The following is a 21783-nucleotide window of genomic DNA, read 5'->3' on the forward strand; positions in this document are numbered from 1 at the left end:
GCACGTATACCGATGACACGAAACATCGTTATTGTCGGCGCCGGTCGCGTTGGCAGGCACGTCGCGGAGCAACTCACGGCGGAGCGAAACGTCGTCACCGTAATCGAGCAGGACCCCACGAACTGCGAACAGGTAGCTCCAGCGGTGAATCGTGTTATCGAGGGCGACGGGTCGGACCCCGATGTCTTCGGTCAGGTCGACCTGTCTACGGTCGACGTTGTCGCGGCGCTCACCGATAACACCGACGTGAACCTCGACATCTGTGAAATGGCGTCGGAGAAAAGCGCTGGTAGCAAGACGATTCTCCGTATCGCACAGGACGGCGAGCAAGACCTCGCACATCGGCACTTCGTCGACAGCGTCGTATACCCCGCGGCGGCTGGGGCCGACGTTGCTCTGGACCGAATCACGTCAGCCTGATCGAATCAGGATGATGCGGGGGCGGGCGGTACAGAGCGTATCGAGACAGCGGCTCTATGTGCACCGCGTTCTTCGGTCTCTGCACCGACACGCCATCAATAACCAGACACGGTTTTAGGCATCGAACGTCAAGCGAGGATATGACTAACCCCGAGACGCTCGACGTGACCATCGTCGACGGCTACGTCGACGAGCCTGCACACTTCGGGGTGCCGCCGTACATCTCGACGTACCCGCGGTACGCCGCCGGTGCGCTCGTCGACGCCGGCGTCCCCCGCGAGCAGATAACGTATCACACTATCGACGAACTACGGGATAACAACGCCGTCTGGCGCGACGTGGAGGACGCCGACCTCATGGTGTACGTCGGCGGGATGACCGTCCCCGGCAAGTACGTCGGCGGAACGCCGGCCGAACCCGACGAAGTGCGCGAACTCGCATGGACGGCCGACGGCACGTCCATCATGGGCGGCCCGGTCCGCTTCGGCGTCGGCGAGGCCAACGAGGGCGCGAGTGAGACGGCCCGCGACGACCTCGATTTCGATTTTCTGGCGATGGCAGATGTTGAGGCTGCCGTCTACGACCTCGTCGAGTCCGGTCTGGAGGGGTTCAACGACCGGTACCGAGACATCGAGGAAGAGACCCGCTGGGCGCGGGCCGGCGCGTTCGTCGTCGAACAACACCCCAACCATCCCGACTACCTCATCTGCGAGATGGAGACCTCCCGGGGCTGTCCGTACCGGTGTTCCTTCTGTACAGAGCCGATGTACGGCAACCCCGACTTCCGACCGCCAGAGAGCGTGGTCGACGAAGTCGACGCCCTCTCGGACCGCGGCGTGAAGCACTTCCGGCTGGGTCGGCAGGCCGACATTCTGGCCTACGGCGGCGACGGCGAAGCGCCAAACCCCGACGCCCTCCGACGGCTCTATGGCGGCATCCGTGAGGTCGCGCCGGGTCTGGAGACGCTCCATCTGGACAACATGAACCCCATTACGGTCGTGAAGTGGCCTGAGAAAGCCCGTGAAGGGATTCGCATCATCGCCGAGCACAACACGCCCGGGGATACGGCCGCCTTCGGGCTGGAATCGGCCGACCCGAACGTGATGAGCGACAACAACCTCAACGTCACCGCCGACCAGTGTTTCGAGGCGGTGAAAATCGTCAACGAGGTGGCTGGCTGGCGACCGGGCGGGGACGGTGACCCGCGGACCGACGCGGAGGGGTCAGCCCCCAACTTCGGCGACGACGCCGCCCGCCGGCTTCCGAAACTGCTCCCGGGAATCAATCTGGTCCACGGGCTGAAAGGCGAGACGCGGGAGACGTTTGAACACAACAAACGGTTCCTCCGGCGGGTCTACGACTCCGGCCTGATGCTTCGCCGGGTGAACATCCGACAGGTGATGGCCTTCGAGGGGACCGACATGGCCGACACCGGCGCGGAGATCGCCAAGGACCACAAGCAACTGTTCAAGCAGTACAAACAGGAGGTCCGGGAGACTATCGACAACCCGATGCTTCAGCGGGTCGCACCACCGGGGACGGTACTCCCCGACGTGCATCTGGAGTACCATCAGGACGGCAAGACGTTCGGCCGACAGCTTGGTACCTACCCGCTGCTCGTCGGTATTCCGGGCGAGCGCGAACTCGGCAGCGTCGTCGATATCGCGGTGACCGACCACGGCTACCGGTCGGTCACCGGCGTCCCCTACCCGCTGGACCTCAACAGCGCCTCGATGAACGAACTCACCGCAATTCCCGGTATCGGCCGAAGCACCGCCGGTGACGTGGTCGTAAACAGACCCTACGAGTCGGTCGGCGAAATCGACGTCACCTCCATCGAGCGGTTCGCGACCGCTAAGTCGGGAGAAGGCGCTGACTAACGGCGGCTCCGGCCCCGGGAGCGTAACGAACGGAAAGTACTTTTCACTCCGGGGATGACCAAGAGCGTATGACTGCGGTCGAGGTGAGCGTCGTTCTCCCTGCCTACAACGAAGCAGACACCATCGAGCAGACAGTCTCGATAACGCTCGAGACGCTCACCTCGTTTCTCCCCGACGACGCGTACGAAGTTATCGTCGCGGAGGACGGCTGCTCGGACCGCACGCCGGAAATCGCAACGCGACTCGCAGACGAGGACAGCCGGGTCCGGCACGTCCACAGTGACGAGCGTCTGGGTCGGGGCGGCGCGTTAGCGTACGCCTTCGAACGGGCCGCCGGCGAAACGCTGGTGTATTTCGATACGGACCTGGCGACGGATATGTCCCATCTCGAAGAACTCGTCAACGCCATCCGAATCGACGGCTACGACGTGGCGACTGGGTCACGGTGGATGCCGGAAAACCGAGCCGACCGGCCTGCAAAGCGCGGGATTCCGAGCTTCGGCTACAACACCCTCGTTCGGACGATCCTCCGGTCGGATCTCAAGGACCATCAGTGCGGGTTCAAAGCGTTCGACCGGCAGGCACTGGAGACGCTACTGCCCCGCGTGCAGGACGAACACTGGTTCTGGGACACTGAACTGCTGGTGAAGGCACAGCGCGACGGCTACCGGGTGACAGAGTTCCCCGTCGACTGGACGCCAAAGGGCGATTCGAAGGTCGACATCGTCCGGGACGTGTTCGGCATGGGGAGCCAGATACTCCGGACCTTCTGGGAGCTGTCGGTCAGCCCCCGCATCACTCGGGAGGTATCGCTCGGCGCGGGCACGATGCTCGTCGTCGTCGCCCTCCTGTTGATGACGCAGTATCTTGACCCTGACCGCGTGCTCAGTGAGATGGCCGGCGCGGCCCCGGAAATCGTCGTGCTGAGCGCCGTCGTCTACGCGATCTCGTGGCCGCTCCGGGGCATCCGCTACCGGGATATCCTCACCTCGATGGGGTACCGGGAGCGATGGGGCTTCCTGACTGGGGCGATATTCATCAGCCAGACTGGGAACCTCGTGTTTCCGGCACGGGCCGGCGACGCCGTCCGGGCGTACGTCATCAAGGCCCGCCGCTCGATTCCGTACCCCTCCGGATTCGCGTCGCTGGCAGTCGAGCGGGTGTTCGACCTGCTGACGATCACGCTGCTCGCCGGCGTCGTCATGGTCGGGCTGGCGGTGACCGGGTCGGCCGGCCAGCTGATGACCGCGCTGACCGGTGACGCGGTCGGCGGCGACGCGGCCAGTAGCGGTCGGACTGCTGTGACCGTGGCCGGCGGTGTCGGCGCCGCGGCAATTGGAGCCGTGATGGCTATTGTCGCCAGTGCACGGAGTGACCGGAACCTCGTTCGGGCGGTTATCGGGCGACTGAGCAGCGACTCCTACGCCGACTACGTCGCCGGCATCATCGAGGGGTTCGTCGGTGACGTGCAGACGGTCGCCGCCGACGGGCCGGCCTTCGCCCGCGTCGGCGCGGGGAGTCTCTTCATCTGGACGTTCGACGTGATAACGGCGCTCATCGTCTTCGCAGCCTTCGGCTACGACTTGACGCCGTCGCTGGTGGCCGTCGGCTTCTTCGCGGTCAGCGTCGGGAACCTTGCCAAGGTCCTGCCGTTGACTCCCGGCGGTGTCGGGCTCTACGAGGGCGCGTTCACCGTCATTGTCGCGTCGCTGACTCCGGTCGGCGTCGCCGCGGCCATTGGCGTCGCTATCGTCGACCACGCGGTCAAGAACGCCGTCACTATCGTCGGTGGCGTGGCGTCGATGGCCTGGCTCAACGTCTCGCTGACGACGGCCGTCGAGGAGTCCCAGTCCGCCGACGCCATCGACCCGGAGACGAACGACTGAAGCACACTTGTTCTACGGTGGTCTGTGGACCGATAGTAGCAGCCACTGAGCGCCCTATTTTATTCGACACCCTGCTAATAAACGGGAAACCGTCCGACTTTGGATATATGAATGGTCATGCGACTGATGCGCAAACGTGGGTTTCGTGACTTGTGTCGGTGGTCTCTATGACAATACCGGAATGCTTTAATGACTTTCGTTCGAATACAGTGTTACCGACTGCCTCCGGGTTCTGTGATGTCTCCCACCCGGTGAGCACCCGCCTTCGCAACCAATGAGTGAACACACACGGACGCGACAGCAGCACGAGGAACAGACGACGGAGTCGACAGAATCGGAGAGCACAGCGTGCCCGGAGTGCAGTGGCTCGCTCGTCATCGACGACGAACACGGCGAAACGGTCTGTGAGGACTGTGGGCTGGTCGTCGAATCCGACGAAATCGACCGTGGCCCCGAGTGGCGCGCGTTCGACTCCAGCGAGAAAGACGAGAAGTCCCGCGTCGGCGCGCCGACGACGAACATGATGCACGACAAGGGCCTCTCGACGAACATCGACTGGCGCGATAAGGACGCCTACGGGAACTCCCTGTCGGGCAAACAGCGCCAGAAGATGCAGCGCCTGCGCAAGTGGAACGAGCGGTTCCGAACCCGTGACTCCAAGGAGCGCAACCTCAAGCAAGCGCTGGGCGAAATCGACCGGATGGCATCCGCGCTCGGCCTCCCCGAGAACGTCCGCGAGACGGCCAGCGTCATCTACCGCCGTGCACTGGACGAAGATCTGCTGCCGGGCCGCTCCATCGAGGGTGTTTCGACAGCCTCGGTCTACGCCGCAGCGCGACAGGCCGGCGTCCCGCGGAGCCTCGACGAGATCACCGAGGTCTCCCGGGTCGAAAAGAGCGAAATCGCCCGCACCTACCGCTACGTCGTCCGCGAACTCTCGCTTGAAGTTCGTCCTGCCGACCCCGAGAGCTACGTCCCTCGCTTTGCCTCCTCGCTTGAACTGTCCGACGAGGCCGAACACCGCGCCCGTCAGCTCCTCCAAAACGCCAAGGAACAGGGCGTCCACTCCGGCAAGTCGCCGGTCGGCCTCGCCGCCGCCGCCGTCTACGCCGCCGCCCTGCTGACAAACGAGAAGACGACGCAGGCCGCCGTGTCCGAGGTCGCCGACATCTCCGAGGTCACCATCCGCAACCGCTACCACGAACTGCTGGAAGCCGAGCAGGACCTGCCCGTCGCGTAAGCTCGGTATTTGCGCTGCACCGCTGTGAGGGCCGTTTTTGTCATCGAGTGTCACACAAAGCGTGTACTCCGACGACCGATAACCGCAAGACTAGAGTCGTCCCGTCCGCTGGGACCCGGTATGGAGACGACACACCGGGTTCGAACCGGTGACGCCCGAACGCTCGACTGTCCCGACGACAGCGTCGAACTGGTGGTCACGTCCCCCCCGTACCCGATGATCGAGATGTGGGACGACATCTTCACTGAGCTTGACCCTGCCATCGGAGCGGCGCTGGAAGACGTGGACGGCGACCGAGCGTTCACGCTGATGCACGACGTGCTCGATGCGGTGTGGGCGGAGATAGAGCGCGTGCTGGTTCCCGGCGGCATCGCCTGCATCAACGTCGGGGATGCGACGCGCTCGATGGACGACGGGTTTCGCTCCTATCCCAACCATGCGGAGATAACAGACCGGCTGACCGACCACGGGTTACGGGCGCTACCCGATATCCTGTGGCGGAAACCGACCAACAGCGGCGCGAAGTTCATGGGTTCGGGGATGGTCCCGCCAAACGCCTATCCGACGCTTGAACACGAACACATCCTCGTGTTCCGCAACGGGGAGCGCCGCCGTCTCGAACCGGGCGCTGACCGCCGCTACGAGAGCGCGTATTTCTGGGAGGAACGCAACGAGTGGTTCTCCGACCTCTGGGAACTCCCCGGCGAGACCCAGGACCTCGACGACGGCCTCCGGGACCGCTCGGGGGCGTTCCCGCTGACTGTTCCCTACCGACTCATCTCGATGTTCTCGGTGTACGGTGATACGGTGCTTGACCCGTTTCTCGGGACCGGGACGACCACGCTGGCAGCGATGGTCGCCGGCCGGAACTCGGTTGGGGTGGACCGCGACCCGGACCTGCTATCGGCGCTCGAAGACCGAGTCGCCACCGCCCCGGAACGCTCCCGGACCATCGCTCAGGAGCGCCTCGCCGACCACCGCTCGTGGGTGGAGCAACGGCGCGCCGACGGCAAGGAACCGGGCTACGAGGCCGAGCAGTACGACTTCGCCGTCAACACGAAACAGGAACAACGGATTCAGTTCTACGCGGTCGACTCCGTCACGGCGACCGATGACGGCTTCCGGGCCGTCCACGAGCCGGTCGGGTAAGCACGGCTTTTTGTGTAACTCCGTCGAAGCTGACCTATGGACTTCGAGTCGTTCACCCTGCTCGCCGCCACCGACGACCTCGGGGTGGAACCGGCCGCCCGCGCCGACGCCGACGGGCTGGAACTGCGGATGGACTTCGCCGACGAGCCGCTGGCACAGCTGGATGCCTACGACGGCGAGCTTCCGATACTCGTCACGAACCGGCCGACGTGGGAGGGTGGCGAGGCCGCCGACACCGCGGGCCGCCTCGACGCGCTCGAAACCGCGCTCGAACACGATGCCGTGACAGCTGTCGACCTCGAACTCGCGGCGCTTGCGGGAGCTGGCGATCATGACGCCGGACAGGTCGCCGACGCTGCCCGCAACCACGGAGCGTCTGTCGTGGTCTCGACGCACAACTTCGAATCGACGCCCGACCGTGACGCTATCGTGAGTCGACTCGAACGAGCCTGTGCTCGCGGTGATGTGGGGAAGATGGCGAGTACGGCCCAGTCGCCAGACGACGTGCTGGCGATGCTGGGGGCGACTCGCGAACTGACAACCGAAGGCGAGCAGGTCGCCACGATGTGCATGGGTGCGGCGGGTCGTCACTCCAGAGCAGTCGCCCCGCTGTATGGCTCCTGTATCGGCTACGCGCCCGTCGACCCTGCCGACGCGACCGCGCCCGGGCAGTACGACCTCGCGACGCTCCGGACGCTGGTCGGACAGCTCCAGAGCGACGCCTGAGCCGGTAGCCGTCAGCTACAGGCCTTTCGTCCGGACGGTAGTCCTTCGGAAGATATAGGGGTATGCGAGATAGATTCGCCGAGTATGACTGACAAAGGACGCAAGCGGCCGCTGCTGGCCGTGGTGCTTGCGTTCATCTTCCCCGGGTTGGGACACTTCTACCTCCGCAAGTGGGGACGGGGGCTGTTGTGGCTTGGGTTACTGTTCGTGCTGTCTGTCGTGTTCGTCGTCACTGGCGCTATCGACCCTGTCACTCAGCTAAGCATAGAGGCCCTCTCGTCGTCGTATCAGTCCAGACCCACCGAGGTGACAATCGGCTCGGTTGTGATTACGACGCTCAACGTCGTCGACGCCTACTGGGTCGCCGTCAACCAGAACCAGGCCCAGGAAGTCGAAGCCGGCACGACGTGTCCGAACTGCGGCAAGGAACTCGATGAAGACATCGACTTCTGTCACTGGTGTACGACGCAGCTGGAACCGGTCGAGGCGGACCAGCAGTAGCCCGAAGGCTGCGGTCAGCCCCGGACGGAGTCGGCTTACTTTTCGATAATGCTCTCTTCGATCCGCTCGCCGAAGTGCGTCGCCGTGTCCTCGTGGTGGATGAGGATTTCGTCACCGGGTTCGAGATCCGTAACAGCGGTTCGCCCGTTCTGGGTGTGGACCTTGATCGTCTCGGCGTTCTGGAGCAGCGTCTCGATGCGGTCGCCGTCCTTGGTTTCGGCTTGCACGCGGAACATCGGGCGCTTTTCGATTTTCGCGCGGCCGACGATAGCCTCGCGGGTGCGACCGTTCGCGTCGACTATCTGGACCTCATCGCCGGACTGGAGTTCCGAGAGATATTTCGTCCCGCCGTCGGGCGTCCGGACGTAGGCGTGGACCGCACCGGCGTTGACCCGGAACGGCCGGGAGGCGACGTAGGGCGACTCTGCCGTCTCGGCGTGGACGAAGAAGAGTCCGCGGGCCATCGACCCGACGAGCATCCCCTCGTCGTGCTCCATCAGGCTGCCCGTGTCGATACAGACGCGGTCAGCGGAGCCGGTCTGCTCGATAGCGGTAACTTCAGCGTACTCCAGATCGAGCGACTCCCGGCCCATCTCGTCGCGGACCTCGACCGTTTTGCGGATTTCGTCGACTTCATCCGTGTCCAGTAGGACGCCGTCGGCCCCGAGTTCTAGCGTCTCGTAGGCCGTTCGGGCGTCTTCGGCGGTCCGGACGCCGGCGATGAGATCTGTCTCCTCGCCGACGCGGGCGATGAGGTTTTCGAGTGGAATTATCTGCCAGTTCTCGCCGATGACGATGGTGAAGTCGGCTTCAGCGGCGACCGCCTCGGCGAAGGCCTCGTAGTCTTCGTCGAAGATGCGGACGTAGCCGCCGTCGGGGGCGGCCCCGTTCTGCCGCAGCGTCGAGAGATCCGCGGAACCGGAGAAATCCGAGGGGAGGTCGACCGTGCCGTCCCCCTCGCCGTCTTTTCCGACGATGGTTGCATCGGCTTCTGAGTCCGCCGCCTCGGCCTCCATCACGTGGACGTCGCCGTTGGTGAACGCGGCGATGTTTATCTCACCGAGTTCCGAGACGCGTTCGACATCTTCCTCGTCGACCAGTACCCAGTCGACGCCGGCCTCGATACCAGCGGTTATCCGGCGTTTCCGTGTCTCCCAGTCGCCGACCTCGCTGTCGGCTTTGAGCCAGACGCTTCGAGTCATACGCTCACGTCCGCAACGGCGAGGCTTGAACGTGGCGGAACCCGGGTGGGTCTAGTAAGTGGTGAACGGCGAGGAGAGATGCGAAAGCGGGCGATACCGGTTGGATTTCCTGAAGGTAGATCCTGTATGGTTCGACGCTTGGTATTTATTTGTATCCAATTATCGCAATTAAATGTCGGCCAGTAGAGTTATCAATGAGCATTACTAATAAAGTATTGACATAATTCGGTCCAGTTACAGATGGTTACTAACCACGTCTACACAGTCGCCGGGGCGAAAGGGGGGGTCGGAAAGACGACGTCCAGCATCAACCTCGGGACACTGCTGGCGGAGGCTGGCTATTCGACCGTCGTCGTGGAGATGGACCTCGCGATGGCGAACCTCGTCGACTTTCTCGATGTCGGCATCGACACCGACGCGGACGCGACATTTCACGACGTGCTCGCCGGTGACGCGTCGGTCACGGACGCGATGTACGAAACCGACATGAATCTGTCACTCGTGCCGAGCGGGACCACGCTCGACGGGTACGCGGACACCGACCTCGACCGACTGTCCGGCATCGTCGAAACCCTCCGGTGGCATCACGACATCGTCCTGTTAGACACCCCGGCGGGGCTGAGCGAGGAGACGATTCAGCCACTCAAACTCGCCGACGACGTGCTACTTGTGTCGACACCGCGGGTGGCATCGATACGGAACGTTTCGAACACGCAAGAACTCGCAGAGCGGGTCGAAGCGCCGGTCCGGGGGCTCATCCTCACGAAATCCGGGACGGGCGCGTCGCCGGGCGCTGCTGAAATCGCGGAGTTCCTCGACGTCGAGCTGCTCGGACACGTCCCGGAAGACGACGCCGTCCCGCATTCACAGGACAGTGGCACGCCCGTCGTTCGGAACGCACCAACCAGCGGCGCAGCAATCGCGTACGAGCGCATTTCGAGACAGCTCGTCGATACCGAGAAGGCGTCGACCGGCACCACGGCAGACGCGGCCGCTGTAGAAGGGTCAGCTGACTCGGACGACCCAGAGCCGACGACTCGACCAGCGAAACAGCCACCACAGAGGCACAGCCCCGGGACGACGGACGGCGGCAGGACAGTCCACCCATCGGATGCAATCAGGGACGACGGCGATCCGATCGGTCCAGCGCCAGCCGAGCAGGACGGGACAGGCGACCCGCCAGCGGACGACGTAGCCGAACTGACCGATATCGGTACGTCAGCCGCTTCGGAGGCGGACGCCGAAGGCGGAGCCGAAACCACGTCGATAATCGACGGGAGTGAGCTGGTGGCAAGCGAATCAGCACCGGTAGACGGGGCGGAGCAACATGGCGACGAGGCAGGGCGAGACACCGGAGCGTCACGAGATGCCGACGGCCCGGAGCAGAAAGCCGGTGACTCGCCGTCGGACACTCCCAGCGAGAGCAACGCGGCTGCCAGCGACGGTGCCGAAGCTGACGGGCTCGGCGCGCGAATGCGGTCGCTGTTTGGCCTTTAGGCCTCGACGGCCAGTCCGGCCTCGCGGAGCGCCTCTTCGGTGGTGGCGTCGTCGTGGACGACGGCGGAGACGGCGCGGGCGATCTTCTCCGGTTCGTCGTGCTGGAAAATAGAGCGGCCCATCGAGACGCCGGAGGCCCCGGCGTCCATCGTCCCCCGGACCATCCGGACGGTGTCCTCGTCGGTGCCTTTCGAGCCGCCGGCGATGACCACCGGCAGTGACGTGGACTCGACGACGTGCTGGAACGTCTCAGCGGAGCCTGTGTAGCCCGTCTTGACGATGTCTGCGCCGAGTTCCTCGGCCAGCCGGACAGCGTGGCCGACGGACTGGTTGTAGTCCTCGTTCTCGGAGTCGATGTCGGGGCCGCGGGCGTATGCCATCGCCAGCACCGGCAGGCCGTACTGGCTGGCCTCGGTCGTCAGTTCGGAGAGCTCCTCGATCTGTTCGGGTTCGTACTGGCTGCCGACGTTGATATGGAACGAGACGGCGTCGGCCCCGGCGCGGATGGCGTCTTCCACTGTTCCCGTGGTCCGCTTGTCCTGCTCGTCCGGGCCGATAGTCGTAGAGCCGTTGAGATGGGTGATGTAGCCCGCGTCGTTCTTGTTGGGGTGGACCCGGCCGGCGATGCCACGCTGGGTAAGGACGGCGTCCGCGCCGCCGCTGGTAACCGCATCAATCGTCGCTTCGATGTCTTTGAGGCCCTTTACAGCCCCCATTGTGATGCCGTGGTCCATCGGGATGATGACGTATGTGTCGTCTGTCCCGATGCGTTCGAGTCGTGCGCGTTTGCCTGCAGTCATGATATGAGACAGTGTGGCAAGTACGATTATGTGCGTTCCGGTTGCGGTCGTTCTGCCGCCCCCCGGAGCGCACCGTCTTTGAGTTCGCGAGCCTTCGCTTCGAGCCGGTCGGCCACCTCGTCGACGGGATCGCCGTCCTCGTGGCCCTCGGCGACAATATCGACCAGCGCGGAGCCGACGATGACGCCGTCAGCGCCGGCAGACACGATTCGCTTGGCGTGGTCGCCGGTCTTGATGCCGAACCCGACGGCCTTTGGCACGTCCCAGTCCGCGAGGCGAGCCAGCGACTCCTCAGTGGCATCGTCCACGTCCTCTCGTGCGCCGGTGACGCCCAGGCGCGCCTGAACATAGACGTAGCCAGACACCTGTTCGAGCATCCGTTCGAGTCGGTCGCCTTTCGTCGTCGGCGCGACAATGAACACCAGATCGAGGTCGAACTCGTCGCAGGCCCGACGAAGGGGGCCGGCTTCTTCCCCAGGGAGGTCCGGGACGACGAGCCCCTCGATGCCCACCGCGGCGGCCTTCTCGACGAAGGGGCGGGGACCTTCTTCTGAGCCGTATTGATAGATCAGATTGTAGTAGGTCATACACACTAGCGGCACGTCCACGTCGAGGTCCGTGACGAACTCGAAGAAGCGGTCGGGCGTCATCCCTGCCTCTAGCGAGCGGACGATGGCGTTCTGGATGGTCTTGCCCTCCGCAATCGGCTCCGAGAACGGCAGGCCGAGTTCGATGACGTCCGCGCCGCCGCGGGCCAGCGCCTCGACGTACTGTTTGGAGGCTTCGTAGCTCGGGTCGCCGGCAGCGAGATAGGGGACGAAAGCAGGCTCGTCGGCGAAGGCGCGTTCGAGGCCCATCAGAGGCCACCCCCGCCAACGCGTTCGAAGATAGACATATCCGGCGCGATATCGAGGTCACGTTTCGCGGTCTCCTCGATGGCTATTTCGAGGTCTTTGTCGCCGCGGCCGGAGACATTGATGATAACGGAGTCACCAACCGCTTCGGGGTGCTCTTCGAGGTAGCCGAAGGCGTGGGCCGTCTCCAGCGCCGGGATAATACCCTCGTCTTGCGAGAGCCGGTGGAACGCCTCTAGCGCGGCGTCGTCGTCGACGTTGACCGGTGTGACGCGGTCCTCGTCGACGAGGTGGGCGAGCTCCGGACCGACACCGGCGTAGTCTAGCCCCGACGAGACGGAGTGAGATTCCATTATCTGGCCATCCGAGTCCTGCAGGAGTTTCGTGCGCGCGCCGTGGAGGACGCCTTCGTCGCCGGTCGAGAGCGTTGCGGAGTTGGGCGCGACGCCCTCCTCCTCGTCGACCTGCAGCGAGGAGCCCCCGGCCTCGACAGCGTAGAGGTCGACTTCGGGGTCGTCGATGAACTCGGCGAACATCCCCATCGTGTTCGACCCGCCGCCGGCACAGGCCATGACAGTGTCCGGCAGGTCGCCAGTCGTTTCGAGCATCTGTTTGCGAGCCTCTTCGGAGATAACCGAGTGGAAGTCCCGTACCATCTTCGGGAACGGGTGCGGGCCGACGATGCTTCCGATGACGTAGTGGGTGTTCTCGACGGTGGTCGCCCAGTCCCGCATCGTCTCAGAGATTGCTTCCTTGAGCGTGCCGCGGCCGACGGTCACCGGGTTCACCTCGGAGCCGTTGATACGCATCCGGAACACGTTGGGTCGCTGGCGCGCGATGTCGGTCTCGCCCATGTAAATCTCACAGGGCATGTCGAGATGAGCCGCCGCCATCGCCGTCGCCGTGCCGTGCTGGCCGGCCCCGGTCTCGGCAATGATTCGCTCCTTGCCCATGTACTTCGCCAGTAGCACCTGGCCCAGCGCATTGTTGAGCTTGTGGGCCCCGCCGTGGAGCAGGTCCTCGCGCTTGAGATAGACGTCCGTGTCGTACCGGGCCGAGAGCTGGTCGGCGTACTGCAGCGGCGTCGGTCGACCGCCGAAGTCGGCCAGCCGCTCCCGGAATTCGTCCATGAAGCCGTCCTCGTTTTCGAGCACGTACCGCTGGTAGGCATCAGTCAGCTCCTCGATAGCTGGCATCAGTGCCTCGGGCACGTACTGTCCACCGTACTCGCCGAACTTGGGGTCGTATGCGTCGTCAGTGCTCATGTGTCTGTAGTCGTCTCAATCGCATCAGTGTCCGCACCTGTCAGTCGCCGCGTGTTCGCTTCCACGTCCGTCGCCGCGTCGTGGTCCATGATTGCCGATCCAATCAGCAGGGCGTCCGCACCGGCGTCGCGCATCCGCGTGATGTCGTCTGGTGTCTGTATGCCGCTTTCAGCAATGAGTGTGACGCCGTCCGGGACATCAGGCGCGACCGCCTCGAACGTTCCGAGGTCGACCGCTAGCTCCGCGAGGTCGCGGTTGTTGACCCCGATAATGTCCGCGCCAGCGTCGACCGCTTGCTCGACTTCTGCCGCAGTGTGGGTCTCCACGAGGACCTGAAATCCCCGCTCGCGTGCGGCCGCAAGGAGATCAGTGAGGTCGCCAGTGCCCTCGGCTTCGAGAAAGCGGACGATGAGCAGGACGACATCCGCTTCGACGACGTCCAGTTGGGCCTCATGAAGGATGAAATCCTTGCGCAACACCGGTACGTCGACGGCCTCGCGAACCCGTTCGAGGGTCTCTGCTGACCCGCCGAAGTGGTCTGGCTCCGTCAGCACCGAGAGCGCCGCCGCGCCGCCCGCGACCATCTGTTGTGCGAGGTCGACCGGGTCGTCGGTCCGCTCGCCGTCCGCGGTCGGACTCGTCGGCTTGATCTCGGCGACGACCGGTGTCCGCCCGGCGTCTGCCACCGCGTCGAAGGCATCGGGCAGCGAACGGGGCGTCACCGAGACCCGGTCACCGCCGCCACCGCGCTCCCGCGCCGCGTCGAGAATTGACTGAACCGCTGGTGCTATCTCCTCACTGTCGTCCATTACTGAACACTAACGTACAGAAGTGTACATAAGAGTTGCCCTATCATCCCAGGCGACGCAGGCCATGACGGATAGCTCACGGTGTCAAACATGCCACAGTTCTATACCTCTCCACGTTACATGTTTACACATGTCGTTTCAGACAGCCATCCGACCGGCCGAATCGGTGGATATCGCGGATATCCGCCGGGTCGCAAGGGCCGCATGGCACGCGGTGTACGACGACATCCTCGGTGCAGAGACGGTGAACAACCACCTCAAGGAGGGATACGCGCCGCCGGTACTAGAACGGATGATAGAACTCGACGAGGTCGGACTGTTCGTCTCGACGGCAGACGGGGATGTGGTGGGGTACATGAGTTGTGGGATGACGGACGCGACCGGATTCGGCGACCTTGACCTGTACGTCCACCCAGACTACTGGGGCGAGGGTATCGGGAGCGAACTGCTTCGCCGGGGCGAGGCCCACTTGCGTGACCTCTCCGTGCGGAAGATACGCGATGAGGTACTGGCCGAGAACGAGGTCGGTAACGGGTTTTACCGGTCCTACTTCGAGAAGGTCGGCGAGCGGACAACCGAGGTCGGCGGCCAGGAACACCCCGTGAACGTGTACGAGCGGACGGTGTAACCTCGCCCCGTTGCGTGTGACTCACACACTCTCGTCGCTCGTGTAACAGCGTTTAAGCCGCTGAAACCGCTTCGTCGGTGCAATGAGCTACAAGATCGGACTCGTCGGCAAACCGTCTGTCGGCAAGTCCACCTTCTTCAATGCGGCAACAATGAACGACGTGCCCGAGGGCGCGTACCCGTTCACGACAATCGACCCCTCGATGGGCGAGGCCTACGTCCGCGTCGACTGTGCGGCCCCCGAGTTCGACCACACCTGTACGCCCAACCACGGCTACTGTACAGAAGGCGTGCGGTTCGTCCCGACGAAGCTCGTCGACGTGGCTGGGCTCGTCCCCGGCGCACACGAGGGGAAGGGGCTGGGCAACCAGTTCCTCACGGACCTCAACGAGGCCGACGTACTCGTCCACGTCGTTGACTTCACCGGCGAGACGGACCTCGAAGGGGAACCCACCGAGGACCACGACCCACGCGAGGACATCGACTTCCTCGAAGACGAACTCGACATGTGGTATCTCGACATTCTGGAGAAAGGTATCGAGCGCTACCGCTCGGGCTACCACGGCGAGGACAAGGCCATCGAGGACGACCTCGCCGAACAGATGTCGGCGTTCAAGATCAACGCTGACGAGATCAAGCAGGTCGTACTCGCGCTGGACCTGGAACTGGACCCCGACACCTGGGACGACGAGGACCGACAGGCGCTGGCCCGCGAGATACGCATCCGAACCAAGCCGATGCTCATCGCGGCAAACAAGATGGACACACCAGCGGCACAAGAAAACTGGGAGCCGATCACCGAGGACCCGGAGTACGAGCATCTCACGTTTGTCCCTGTCTCGGCCCACGCGGAGAAAGCGCTGAAAAACGGCAACGAGCAGGGCGTACTCAACTACCGCCCCGGCGACGAGGACTTTACCGTAACGGCGGACCTGCCAGAGGAGAAGGCCGCGGGGCTGGAACAGATTCGGGAGTTCGTGACCGAGTTCGGTGGCACGGGCGTCCAGCAAGCCCTCGAAACAGCGCTGTTCGAGGAGCTGGGGGCTATCGCGGTGTTCCCCGGCGCTCGTAAGCCACAGGAGGACGGGACCTTCCTGCAGGACTGTTTCGTCCTCCCCGACGGGTCGACCGCCGAGGACTTCGCGTACTTCCTGCACACCGACATCGGCGAAGGTTTCCTCCACGCCCACGACGTGCGCACCGAGCGACAGATCGGCGCTGACACCGAACTCGACCACCGCGACGTGGTCGAAATCACAACAACGAACTGACACTGAAAAATTCACCGCTGATACTCTGAGGGTGCGACTTTTTATAAGTCGGTGAAAACGTGATACATGCACCCGAAAAGGCCTATTTTTGTCGCTTGGTTGCCACTTGTCCCAAGGTGGTTTCGATGACGACGACAGACGATTCGACGGGCGCGCTTGGTCGACTCATGCTCGCGGTCGGCACTGTGCCCATGACAATCGAATCGCACCTTCCGACGCCACTTCGCCGGACGTTCAGCGCTCGTGTCTTCCTGCTGGCAGCGATGTCGATTGTGGGCGCACCGGCGCTGGCTATCGTGCTGTTTTCCTCCGTGACAACCGCTGCAGTGTTCATCGGATTTGTCGTCGCCGTGACTGGCTTTCTGGGCTACTGTGAGATGTACCGCGCGATAATCGAGATCAACCGAAAGGCGACGGCAATCGACAACGGCCAGTACGACATCGACTTCGATTCCGACCGGATCGACGAGGTCGGGGACACGTACACGAAACTCGAACGGGCGGCGGCCTCGCTCGGCCGGAACATTCAGGAGGCAAACGAAGCCCGGGAGGGTGCCGAGGAGGCACGCGAGACAGCTGAAGAAGCCCGCGAAACCGCAGAGGCCGAGCGCAGCGAGATGGAGGCACTGAGCAGCCACCTCGAACTGAAAGCGACACAGTACCGCACGGCACTCGACGAGGCGGCCGACGGTGACCTGACCGCCCGTGTCGACACCGACAGCATGAGCGACGCGATGGCCGCCGTCGGAACCGCCATCAATGAGACGCTGGGTGACCTAGAGACCGCTATCAGCAGCGGCCAGTCGACCTCAACGCGTATCGCCACTGGAAGTGAAACCGTGTTGACCGACGGTCAGCAGGTCCGTGACGAAACGCAGTCCGTGGCCGACACCGCATCTGACATCGCTGACGGGGCAGAAACCCAGCGCCAGCAGCTAGACGACGCGGCGAGCGAACTCAGTGACCTCTCGGCGACCGTCGAAGAGATGGCGTCGTCCGTGGCCGAAATCGCCGAACAGAGCAACACTGCCGCGAACCTCGGTCGAGAGGCCCAGCGGTCCTCGTCGGAAGCACAGAGCGCCGTCGACGAAATCCGACACCACTCGACGAGCGCCGCAAGCGAGGTTCAGCAACTCGACGATATCGTCGAGGACATGGCCGAGATAGTCGAAGTCATCGACGGCATCGCCGAGGAGACGAATATGCTCGCCCTGAACGCCTCCATCGAAGCCGCCCGTGCCGGCCAAGACGGATCTGGCTTTGCTGTCGTCGCTGACGAAATCAAACAGCTTGCGACCGAGACACAGGCCGCCACCGGCAACGTTGAAGACCTCATTGGCTCGCTTCGGTCTCAGGTCGGGACGTCCGTCGACGCCATGGAGACGATGGAAGACGCTGTCGACCGCGGAAGCAACACCATCTCCGAGACAATTACGACGCTTGAGGACGTGGTCGACGCCACTGTCGATGTCAACGGCGGCATTCAGGAAATCGACCGAGCGACCAACCAGCAAGCGACCAGCGCACAGGAAGTCGTGCGGATAATCGACGATATCAACGACATCGCCGGGGAGACCGCAACCGACGCCCGTGAAATGGCTACGACGGTCGATCAACAGGGCCAGACCGTTGCCGGGATGGTCGACTCGGTGGAGCGGTTCGCCGACGACGCCGACACGCTCAACGACGAACTCTCGCAGTTCGAGACCGCCGGGACCGTCGGCGTGGACACGCCAACTGGCTCCGACTCCGCGATGAGTGACTGAGACGAGGCAGGTACTGATCTACACACCGTCGTTCGACGGGCGGGCGGCTACAGCAAGAGATGCGCTAGTAACGCGATGATGGCGATTTTCTTGACGAGGATGACGCCGATAATCAGTTGCGTCGTCGACAGGTCCCGGATGCGTTCGATGCCTCGCCGGACGAACGCGGGCGACTGGGCCAGTTCATCGAACAGTAACCGGCACTCTGCACGGAACGTCTCGGCTGTCGCCCCTTCGCCGTCGGTGTAGGCGGCCTCTGGCCGCGGCAGCCACTGCGACCCCGTATATTCGAGTTCGATCAGCGCCCCCTCTAGATGACTGGCCTGCTCGAACTGTAGGCCGTTCGCTTCGCAGAGCCGTTCGATCTTGGCGATATCACGGTCGCTGTTCAGGTCGTAGCGCCGCTGTATCGGGGCGGTCGCCCAGTCGAACTGGAACCGACAGACGAGTTCGCTCTCGCCGACCCACACGTCGGTGAGTTCGGCTAGCTCGACCGTGCCAGCCGTTTCTTTCTGCTTCCGGTGGAGATGTTCGTACTCGGTGGGAGACTCCATCGAGGCCGTCACCTGTGACTCCGTCTCGGACATACCTTCTCGACGCGAGTGTTCGGCTGACGACACTATACGCTTTCTCCCACTGGAACGGTTGGCACTCCACGACCGGGGCGAAACGTGGAGTCGTCACCGACACGGTCAGAAGTCGACCGGGCAGCCGTTGATTTCGCCGCCCCGCATCCCCTCGGCGAGCCAGTAAATCGAGAGCGTCAACACAACGAGCGCAAGCAGCGCAAACTCAAGCCCGTCCAGAGGCAGGAACAGCAGCGAGGTCGAGACGCCAAGCAGTGACAGCAGCCCCAGCAGAACCGCCGACCCACAGGCCGCACAGCCCGCGCCGAGCGTTCCAAGAATAACGCCTGCGACACCCGCGCCGCCCTGCTGGAAATCGAGCCCGTGCTCCCGAAAGTGGTAGGTCACCAGCCCGATGTCGACGCCCGTGAGAACGGCGACGACGACCAGCAGAACCCCCTGTGCGGGGTTGAATGACGTGCCGATGAACGGGTACAGTTCAGCGAGCACGCGCAACCGACTGGCAATCGGGAGCGACCCCCCGACAACCAGATCAAGCACCAGCGGGACGTTCAGCGAAACGACGAACACCGTCAGCGAGACGACGGCGGCGATTGCGGCAACCGCCGCGTAGAACGGCAGCGTGAGCACGAGCCTGACGGTCCGGCCCATGAGCCGCCAGTCCCCGCGCGTCGTCGGCAATCGGAGCCCCCGTGCGGTGCTCATCCGCCGCGTTCTCCCAGCGCCTCGGCGATGAGGTCGTAACTGACGCTTCCGTTGACCTTCGTCACAAACTCACCGTCCTCGAACAGCAGAATAATCGGTGTCGTCTCACCTAATCCGGCGTTCTCGGCCGCCTGAATGTCCGCCTGAACAGCCTCGTCGTGGGTGCCGTTTCGGGCGTCACTTGCGACCGCTTCGCCGTCGACCGCCGTCTCCTCGGTGAGAAACGTCGCTGTTCGCTCCAGAACGTTGTCCGAGTCGAACGACGACTGCTCGGCGAAGTAGTGCTCAAACAGCGCCCAGTACGCCTCGCTGTCGCGGGCGAACGTCGACTCCAGCGCCTGCGTCGCCGGCTCACCCCACGGGTAGATGACGGGGTACGTTCGGACGACGTACGCGCCCTTGCCCGCGTCCACGATATTCTCTCGGATGTCTGGCAGCGTGTTCTCGTGGAAGCGACGACACGTGGGACAGGAAGGGTCTTCGAACGCCAGAATGACGTGGCCGCCCAGTTCGCCGCGGCGGGGCTGGGCGTCGAGATCAGCGGCCGCCGGGTGGCTGTCGACGGTTTCGGCGCTGTCCGCCTCGCCACTGCACCCCGCTACTCCGCCGACGACACTCACCCCCGAAAGTGTGAGAAAGCGTCGTCTGTTCATAGATGACTGGTTGGCCCGCGTTGGTTTAGCGTTTGTTCTACTGTGTGGCCACGATGAGTAACCGTCTTGTCGCCAGCGACGGTACCATCCGGCGGCCGATGACGACGACTCACAGGGCCGAACCGGGGTGACTCCCCAGTGGTGACGAGCCCTATGAGTGCCGAGGCCTTCTCTTTGGTGCCAAGCATCGGACAGTCACTGTAACGTTCGCTAATCTAGTAAACGTTTTGCTGGACAAATCTAAAGTTTTGACCGTCGGAATAGAAGCGACAGAAACAGGGCCGCCGACGCAGAAAATAAGGAGTTACTCCGGAATCGTGTACTCGCCGTACTCTCCGTGATTGTACTCTAAGACATCCTCCTCAACAAGCCCGTCCAAGAACTCCCTCAACTCACGGCGATCCTTCTCAACACCGTGCCGGTTCTCCATTCTCTGACTGATTAAACCAGCAGTGACAGCCACAGCATCCTCTGACTCAACTATAGAAACCACCAACTCCTGCAGGTCCTGTTCGCCGTCAATCATATACCAGGGTACGGGTCTACCCGGTAAAAAACTCCTCAAAGCTGGAATCATCCAGTTCATCCAGTTTCTCAAGCAGGACACGAAGCTCCTCCTTCAGGTCCTGGACGTCACGCCAGTACTGTTTCCGTTCCTGCAGCTTCAGGTCACGCAGCTGCATCAGTTTCTCTCGGACAGGTTGCTCGTCTTTACGTTGAGCATTTTCCAACCGGCTTTCATGGTTCTTGATCCGCTGCTCGATCTCATCTCGGTTGTCCTCAAACACTTCCCGGCGGCTCTCCAACTCGTCGTAGACCTGTCGAACTCTCTCACTGACTCGGACTTTGTCCCTGTGAACGGTTTCTTCCAGAATTGCCTCTACTTCACCCCAATCACCCAATACCTCGTTGTCGGAATCCTCCGACTCCAGCATATAATCAACGTACTCCACAAACAAACCACCGAACACTTACAAAACCCCTGATCCGCCGGTAGAAACGGCAACAAACCAGGTCACGGCAGGTTAAACACTTCATTGCCAACTGTACTTTTTTAAACAACTGGCCGCCGCTACCTTTACATGACCGAATACCACGTCACGTACAGCGACGAAGACCGTGAATGGAAAGTCAAGAAAGCAGGTGCCGAAAGAGCATCCCGTACCGCAGACAACAAACAACCCGCCATAGAAAAGGCGAGGACACTTGCCAAAAGCAACCGGCCCTCAACAGTCTACGTCCACTACAAGAAACCAGGGCAAGACCTGAAACCAGTGCAGAACGAGTTCTCCTACGCCGCACGACAACGATAGAAAAAGTCAGGAACCGACGAACCCGGCAAACCCGTCATTCTCACCTTCTTCATCTTCCACACCTTCTCTGCTTCCACGCTTCAAGCTGCTTGGATCCTCCAGCAACAAGTTATACCGTTTCAACAGTTTCCCCAGTTCATCGCTGGCCTCACGCATCGTATTGTAGTCCCCGATATCTTGGAACCGCTCCAAGACATCCAGCAACTCGACACCTACGTAGACACGGGTGCCTTTACCACGGCCGTTCTCCGCTCTCTCCTTCCGCTTGCTTTCTTCCTCTTCTTGCTTGGAGCTGTTCACAGTCTCTCAAAACCTCCTACTCTACTATTTCCTAGTTTTGTACAGTTTGAAGGCTTTTACCAGTATATACAGCATGAAGTACGCGACCACGATGTAGAACACCCAGGCAAACGCGTTGTTCCAGACTACCAGCAGTTCCTCTTGTCCAGATACCTTCCGTGCGTAGGCGAGGTACCCTGTGAAGAATATAGTGAGGAAGGTCAGTACGTAGTTCAGGATCTGCAGCGGGCCGTGTTCTTTCGGCGTGTTGACGGCCAGGTATGCGAATACGAATGCGAGAACAGTGAATGATAGTACTATTTCCGCCATAGAATCATAGCCATAAACTGTTG

Annotated in this window: 24 protein-coding genes; 12 read left to right on the forward strand and 12 right to left on the reverse strand. The window is 62.7% G+C overall.

The genetic code is table 11. The features are described from left to right. The first annotated feature begins 12 nt into the window (after nt 1-12). From C437_RS11845 to C437_RS11875, 7 genes are all read left to right on the forward strand, one after another. Nucleotides 13-420: a potassium channel family protein gene (locus tag C437_RS11845; protein WP_004517200.1), complete on the forward strand. Its 408-nt coding sequence runs from the start codon at nt 13-15 to the stop codon at nt 418-420. Nucleotides 421-560: 140 nt separating this feature from the next. Beyond that, nucleotides 561-2300: a radical SAM protein gene (locus C437_RS11850; RefSeq protein ID WP_004517201.1), complete on the forward strand. Its 1740-nt coding sequence runs from the start codon at nt 561-563 to the stop codon at nt 2298-2300. A 68-nt stretch (nt 2301-2368) separates the two neighbouring features. Continuing rightward, on the forward strand, nt 2369-4186 hold the full coding sequence (locus C437_RS11855; RefSeq protein WP_004517202.1) for a flippase-like domain-containing protein: 1818 nt from the start codon (nt 2369-2371) through the stop codon (nt 4184-4186). 274 nt (nt 4187-4460) lie between these two features. Beyond that, a complete protein-coding gene (locus tag C437_RS11860) occupies nt 4461-5426 on the forward strand; it encodes a transcription initiation factor IIB (RefSeq protein ID WP_004517203.1) in 966 nt (321 codons plus the stop codon). 120 nt (nt 5427-5546) lie between these two features. Next, on the forward strand, nt 5547-6575 hold the full coding sequence (locus C437_RS11865) for a DNA-methyltransferase (RefSeq protein WP_004517204.1): 1029 nt from the start codon (nt 5547-5549) through the stop codon (nt 6573-6575). A 36-nt stretch (nt 6576-6611) separates the two neighbouring features. After that, entirely contained in the window at nt 6612-7301 is a 690-nt protein-coding gene (locus C437_RS11870) for a type I 3-dehydroquinate dehydratase (RefSeq protein ID WP_004517205.1), read from the forward strand. Nucleotides 7302-7385: 84 nt separating this feature from the next. Then, on the forward strand, nt 7386-7802 hold the full coding sequence (locus C437_RS11875; protein WP_004517206.1) for a zinc ribbon domain-containing protein: 417 nt from the start codon (nt 7386-7388) through the stop codon (nt 7800-7802). A 35-nt stretch (nt 7803-7837) separates the two neighbouring features. Here the strand turns inward: C437_RS11875 and C437_RS11880 are convergent, their stop codons facing one another. After that, on the reverse strand, nt 7838-9004 hold the full coding sequence (locus C437_RS11880) for a 3-dehydroquinate synthase II (RefSeq protein WP_004517207.1): 1167 nt from the start codon (nt 9002-9004) through the stop codon (nt 7838-7840). Nucleotides 9005-9244: 240 nt separating this feature from the next. Between C437_RS11880 and C437_RS11885 the strand changes: the two genes are divergently transcribed. After that, nucleotides 9245-10501, forward strand: coding sequence for a P-loop NTPase (locus tag C437_RS11885; protein ID WP_004517208.1), 1257 nt, complete (start codon nt 9245-9247; stop codon nt 10499-10501). Here C437_RS11885 and C437_RS11890 read toward each other — a convergent pair. From C437_RS11890 to trpC, 4 genes are read right to left on the reverse strand one after another with little or no spacing between them, the layout of a single operon-like run. Further along, a complete protein-coding gene (locus C437_RS11890) occupies nt 10498-11301 on the reverse strand; it encodes a 2-amino-3,7-dideoxy-D-threo-hept-6-ulosonate synthase (protein WP_004517209.1) in 804 nt (267 codons plus the stop codon). The genes C437_RS11885 and C437_RS11890 overlap by 4 nt on opposite strands. A 26-nt stretch (nt 11302-11327) precedes the next feature. Continuing rightward, nucleotides 11328-12158, reverse strand: coding sequence for a tryptophan synthase subunit alpha (gene trpA, locus C437_RS11895; protein ID WP_004517210.1), 831 nt, complete (start codon nt 12156-12158; stop codon nt 11328-11330). Continuing rightward, nucleotides 12158-13420, reverse strand: a complete 1263-nt coding sequence (gene trpB / locus C437_RS11900; protein ID WP_004517211.1) for a tryptophan synthase subunit beta — start codon at nt 13418-13420, stop codon at nt 12158-12160. The genes trpA and trpB overlap by 1 nt, the downstream gene beginning before the upstream one ends. Continuing rightward, nucleotides 13417-14229 carry an indole-3-glycerol phosphate synthase gene (gene trpC / locus C437_RS11905; RefSeq protein ID WP_004517212.1) on the reverse strand — a complete coding sequence of 271 codons (813 nt, stop codon included), beginning with the start codon at nt 14227-14229 and terminating at the stop codon, nt 13417-13419. Before trpC ends, trpB begins: the two co-directional genes overlap by 4 nt. Before the next feature lie 130 nt (nt 14230-14359). Here trpC and C437_RS11910 point away from each other — a divergent pair, with 130 nt between their 5' ends. The 3 genes from C437_RS11910 (at nt 14360) to C437_RS11920 (ending at nt 17893) form a co-directional block, all read left to right on the forward strand. Then, a complete protein-coding gene (locus tag C437_RS11910) occupies nt 14360-14857 on the forward strand; it encodes a GNAT family N-acetyltransferase (RefSeq protein WP_004517213.1) in 498 nt (165 codons plus the stop codon). Nucleotides 14858-14939: 82 nt separating this feature from the next. Then, on the forward strand, nt 14940-16127 hold the full coding sequence (locus C437_RS11915; protein ID WP_004517214.1) for a redox-regulated ATPase YchF: 1188 nt from the start codon (nt 14940-14942) through the stop codon (nt 16125-16127). Between the two features lie 125 nt (nt 16128-16252). Further along, nucleotides 16253-17893, forward strand: coding sequence for a methyl-accepting chemotaxis protein (locus C437_RS11920; RefSeq protein ID WP_004517215.1), 1641 nt, complete (start codon nt 16253-16255; stop codon nt 17891-17893). A gap of 47 nt (nt 17894-17940) precedes the next feature. Here the strand turns inward: C437_RS11920 and C437_RS11925 are convergent, their stop codons facing one another. From C437_RS11925 to C437_RS11945, 5 genes are all read right to left on the reverse strand, one after another. Then, a complete protein-coding gene (locus C437_RS11925) occupies nt 17941-18480 on the reverse strand; it encodes a hypothetical protein (protein WP_004517216.1) in 540 nt (179 codons plus the stop codon). A gap of 105 nt (nt 18481-18585) precedes the next feature. Continuing rightward, nucleotides 18586-19185, reverse strand: coding sequence for a hypothetical protein (locus tag C437_RS11930; protein ID WP_004517217.1), 600 nt, complete (start codon nt 19183-19185; stop codon nt 18586-18588). Further along, nucleotides 19182-19838, reverse strand: a complete 657-nt coding sequence (locus C437_RS11935) for a DsbA family protein (RefSeq protein WP_004517218.1) — start codon at nt 19836-19838, stop codon at nt 19182-19184. The genes C437_RS11930 and C437_RS11935 overlap by 4 nt, the downstream gene beginning before the upstream one ends. 304 nt (nt 19839-20142) lie before the next feature. Then, nucleotides 20143-20364: a hypothetical protein gene (locus tag C437_RS11940; protein WP_004517219.1), complete on the reverse strand. Its 222-nt coding sequence runs from the start codon at nt 20362-20364 to the stop codon at nt 20143-20145. A gap of 16 nt (nt 20365-20380) precedes the next feature. Then, nucleotides 20381-20791 carry a hypothetical protein gene (locus tag C437_RS11945; protein WP_139175300.1) on the reverse strand — a complete coding sequence of 137 codons (411 nt, stop codon included), beginning with the start codon at nt 20789-20791 and terminating at the stop codon, nt 20381-20383. Between the two features lie 129 nt (nt 20792-20920). Here C437_RS11945 and C437_RS11950 point away from each other — a divergent pair, with 129 nt between their 5' ends. Beyond that, on the forward strand, nt 20921-21151 hold the full coding sequence (locus tag C437_RS11950) for a DUF2188 domain-containing protein (RefSeq protein ID WP_004517221.1): 231 nt from the start codon (nt 20921-20923) through the stop codon (nt 21149-21151). Between the two features lie 6 nt (nt 21152-21157). Here C437_RS11950 and C437_RS11955 read toward each other — a convergent pair whose 3' ends face one another. After that, nucleotides 21158-21451, reverse strand: coding sequence for a hypothetical protein (locus tag C437_RS11955; RefSeq protein WP_004517222.1), 294 nt, complete (start codon nt 21449-21451; stop codon nt 21158-21160). Between the two features lie 24 nt (nt 21452-21475). Continuing rightward, nucleotides 21476-21783 (reverse strand): hypothetical protein (locus tag C437_RS20360; RefSeq protein WP_004517223.1); only part of this gene is annotated, 308 nt, incomplete at its 5' end.

Origin of the sequence: Haloarcula vallismortis ATCC 29715, from assembly GCF_000337775.1 — an archaeon.
In the GTDB taxonomy this organism is placed as follows: Archaea; Halobacteriota; Halobacteria; order Halobacteriales; family Haloarculaceae; genus Haloarcula; species Haloarcula vallismortis.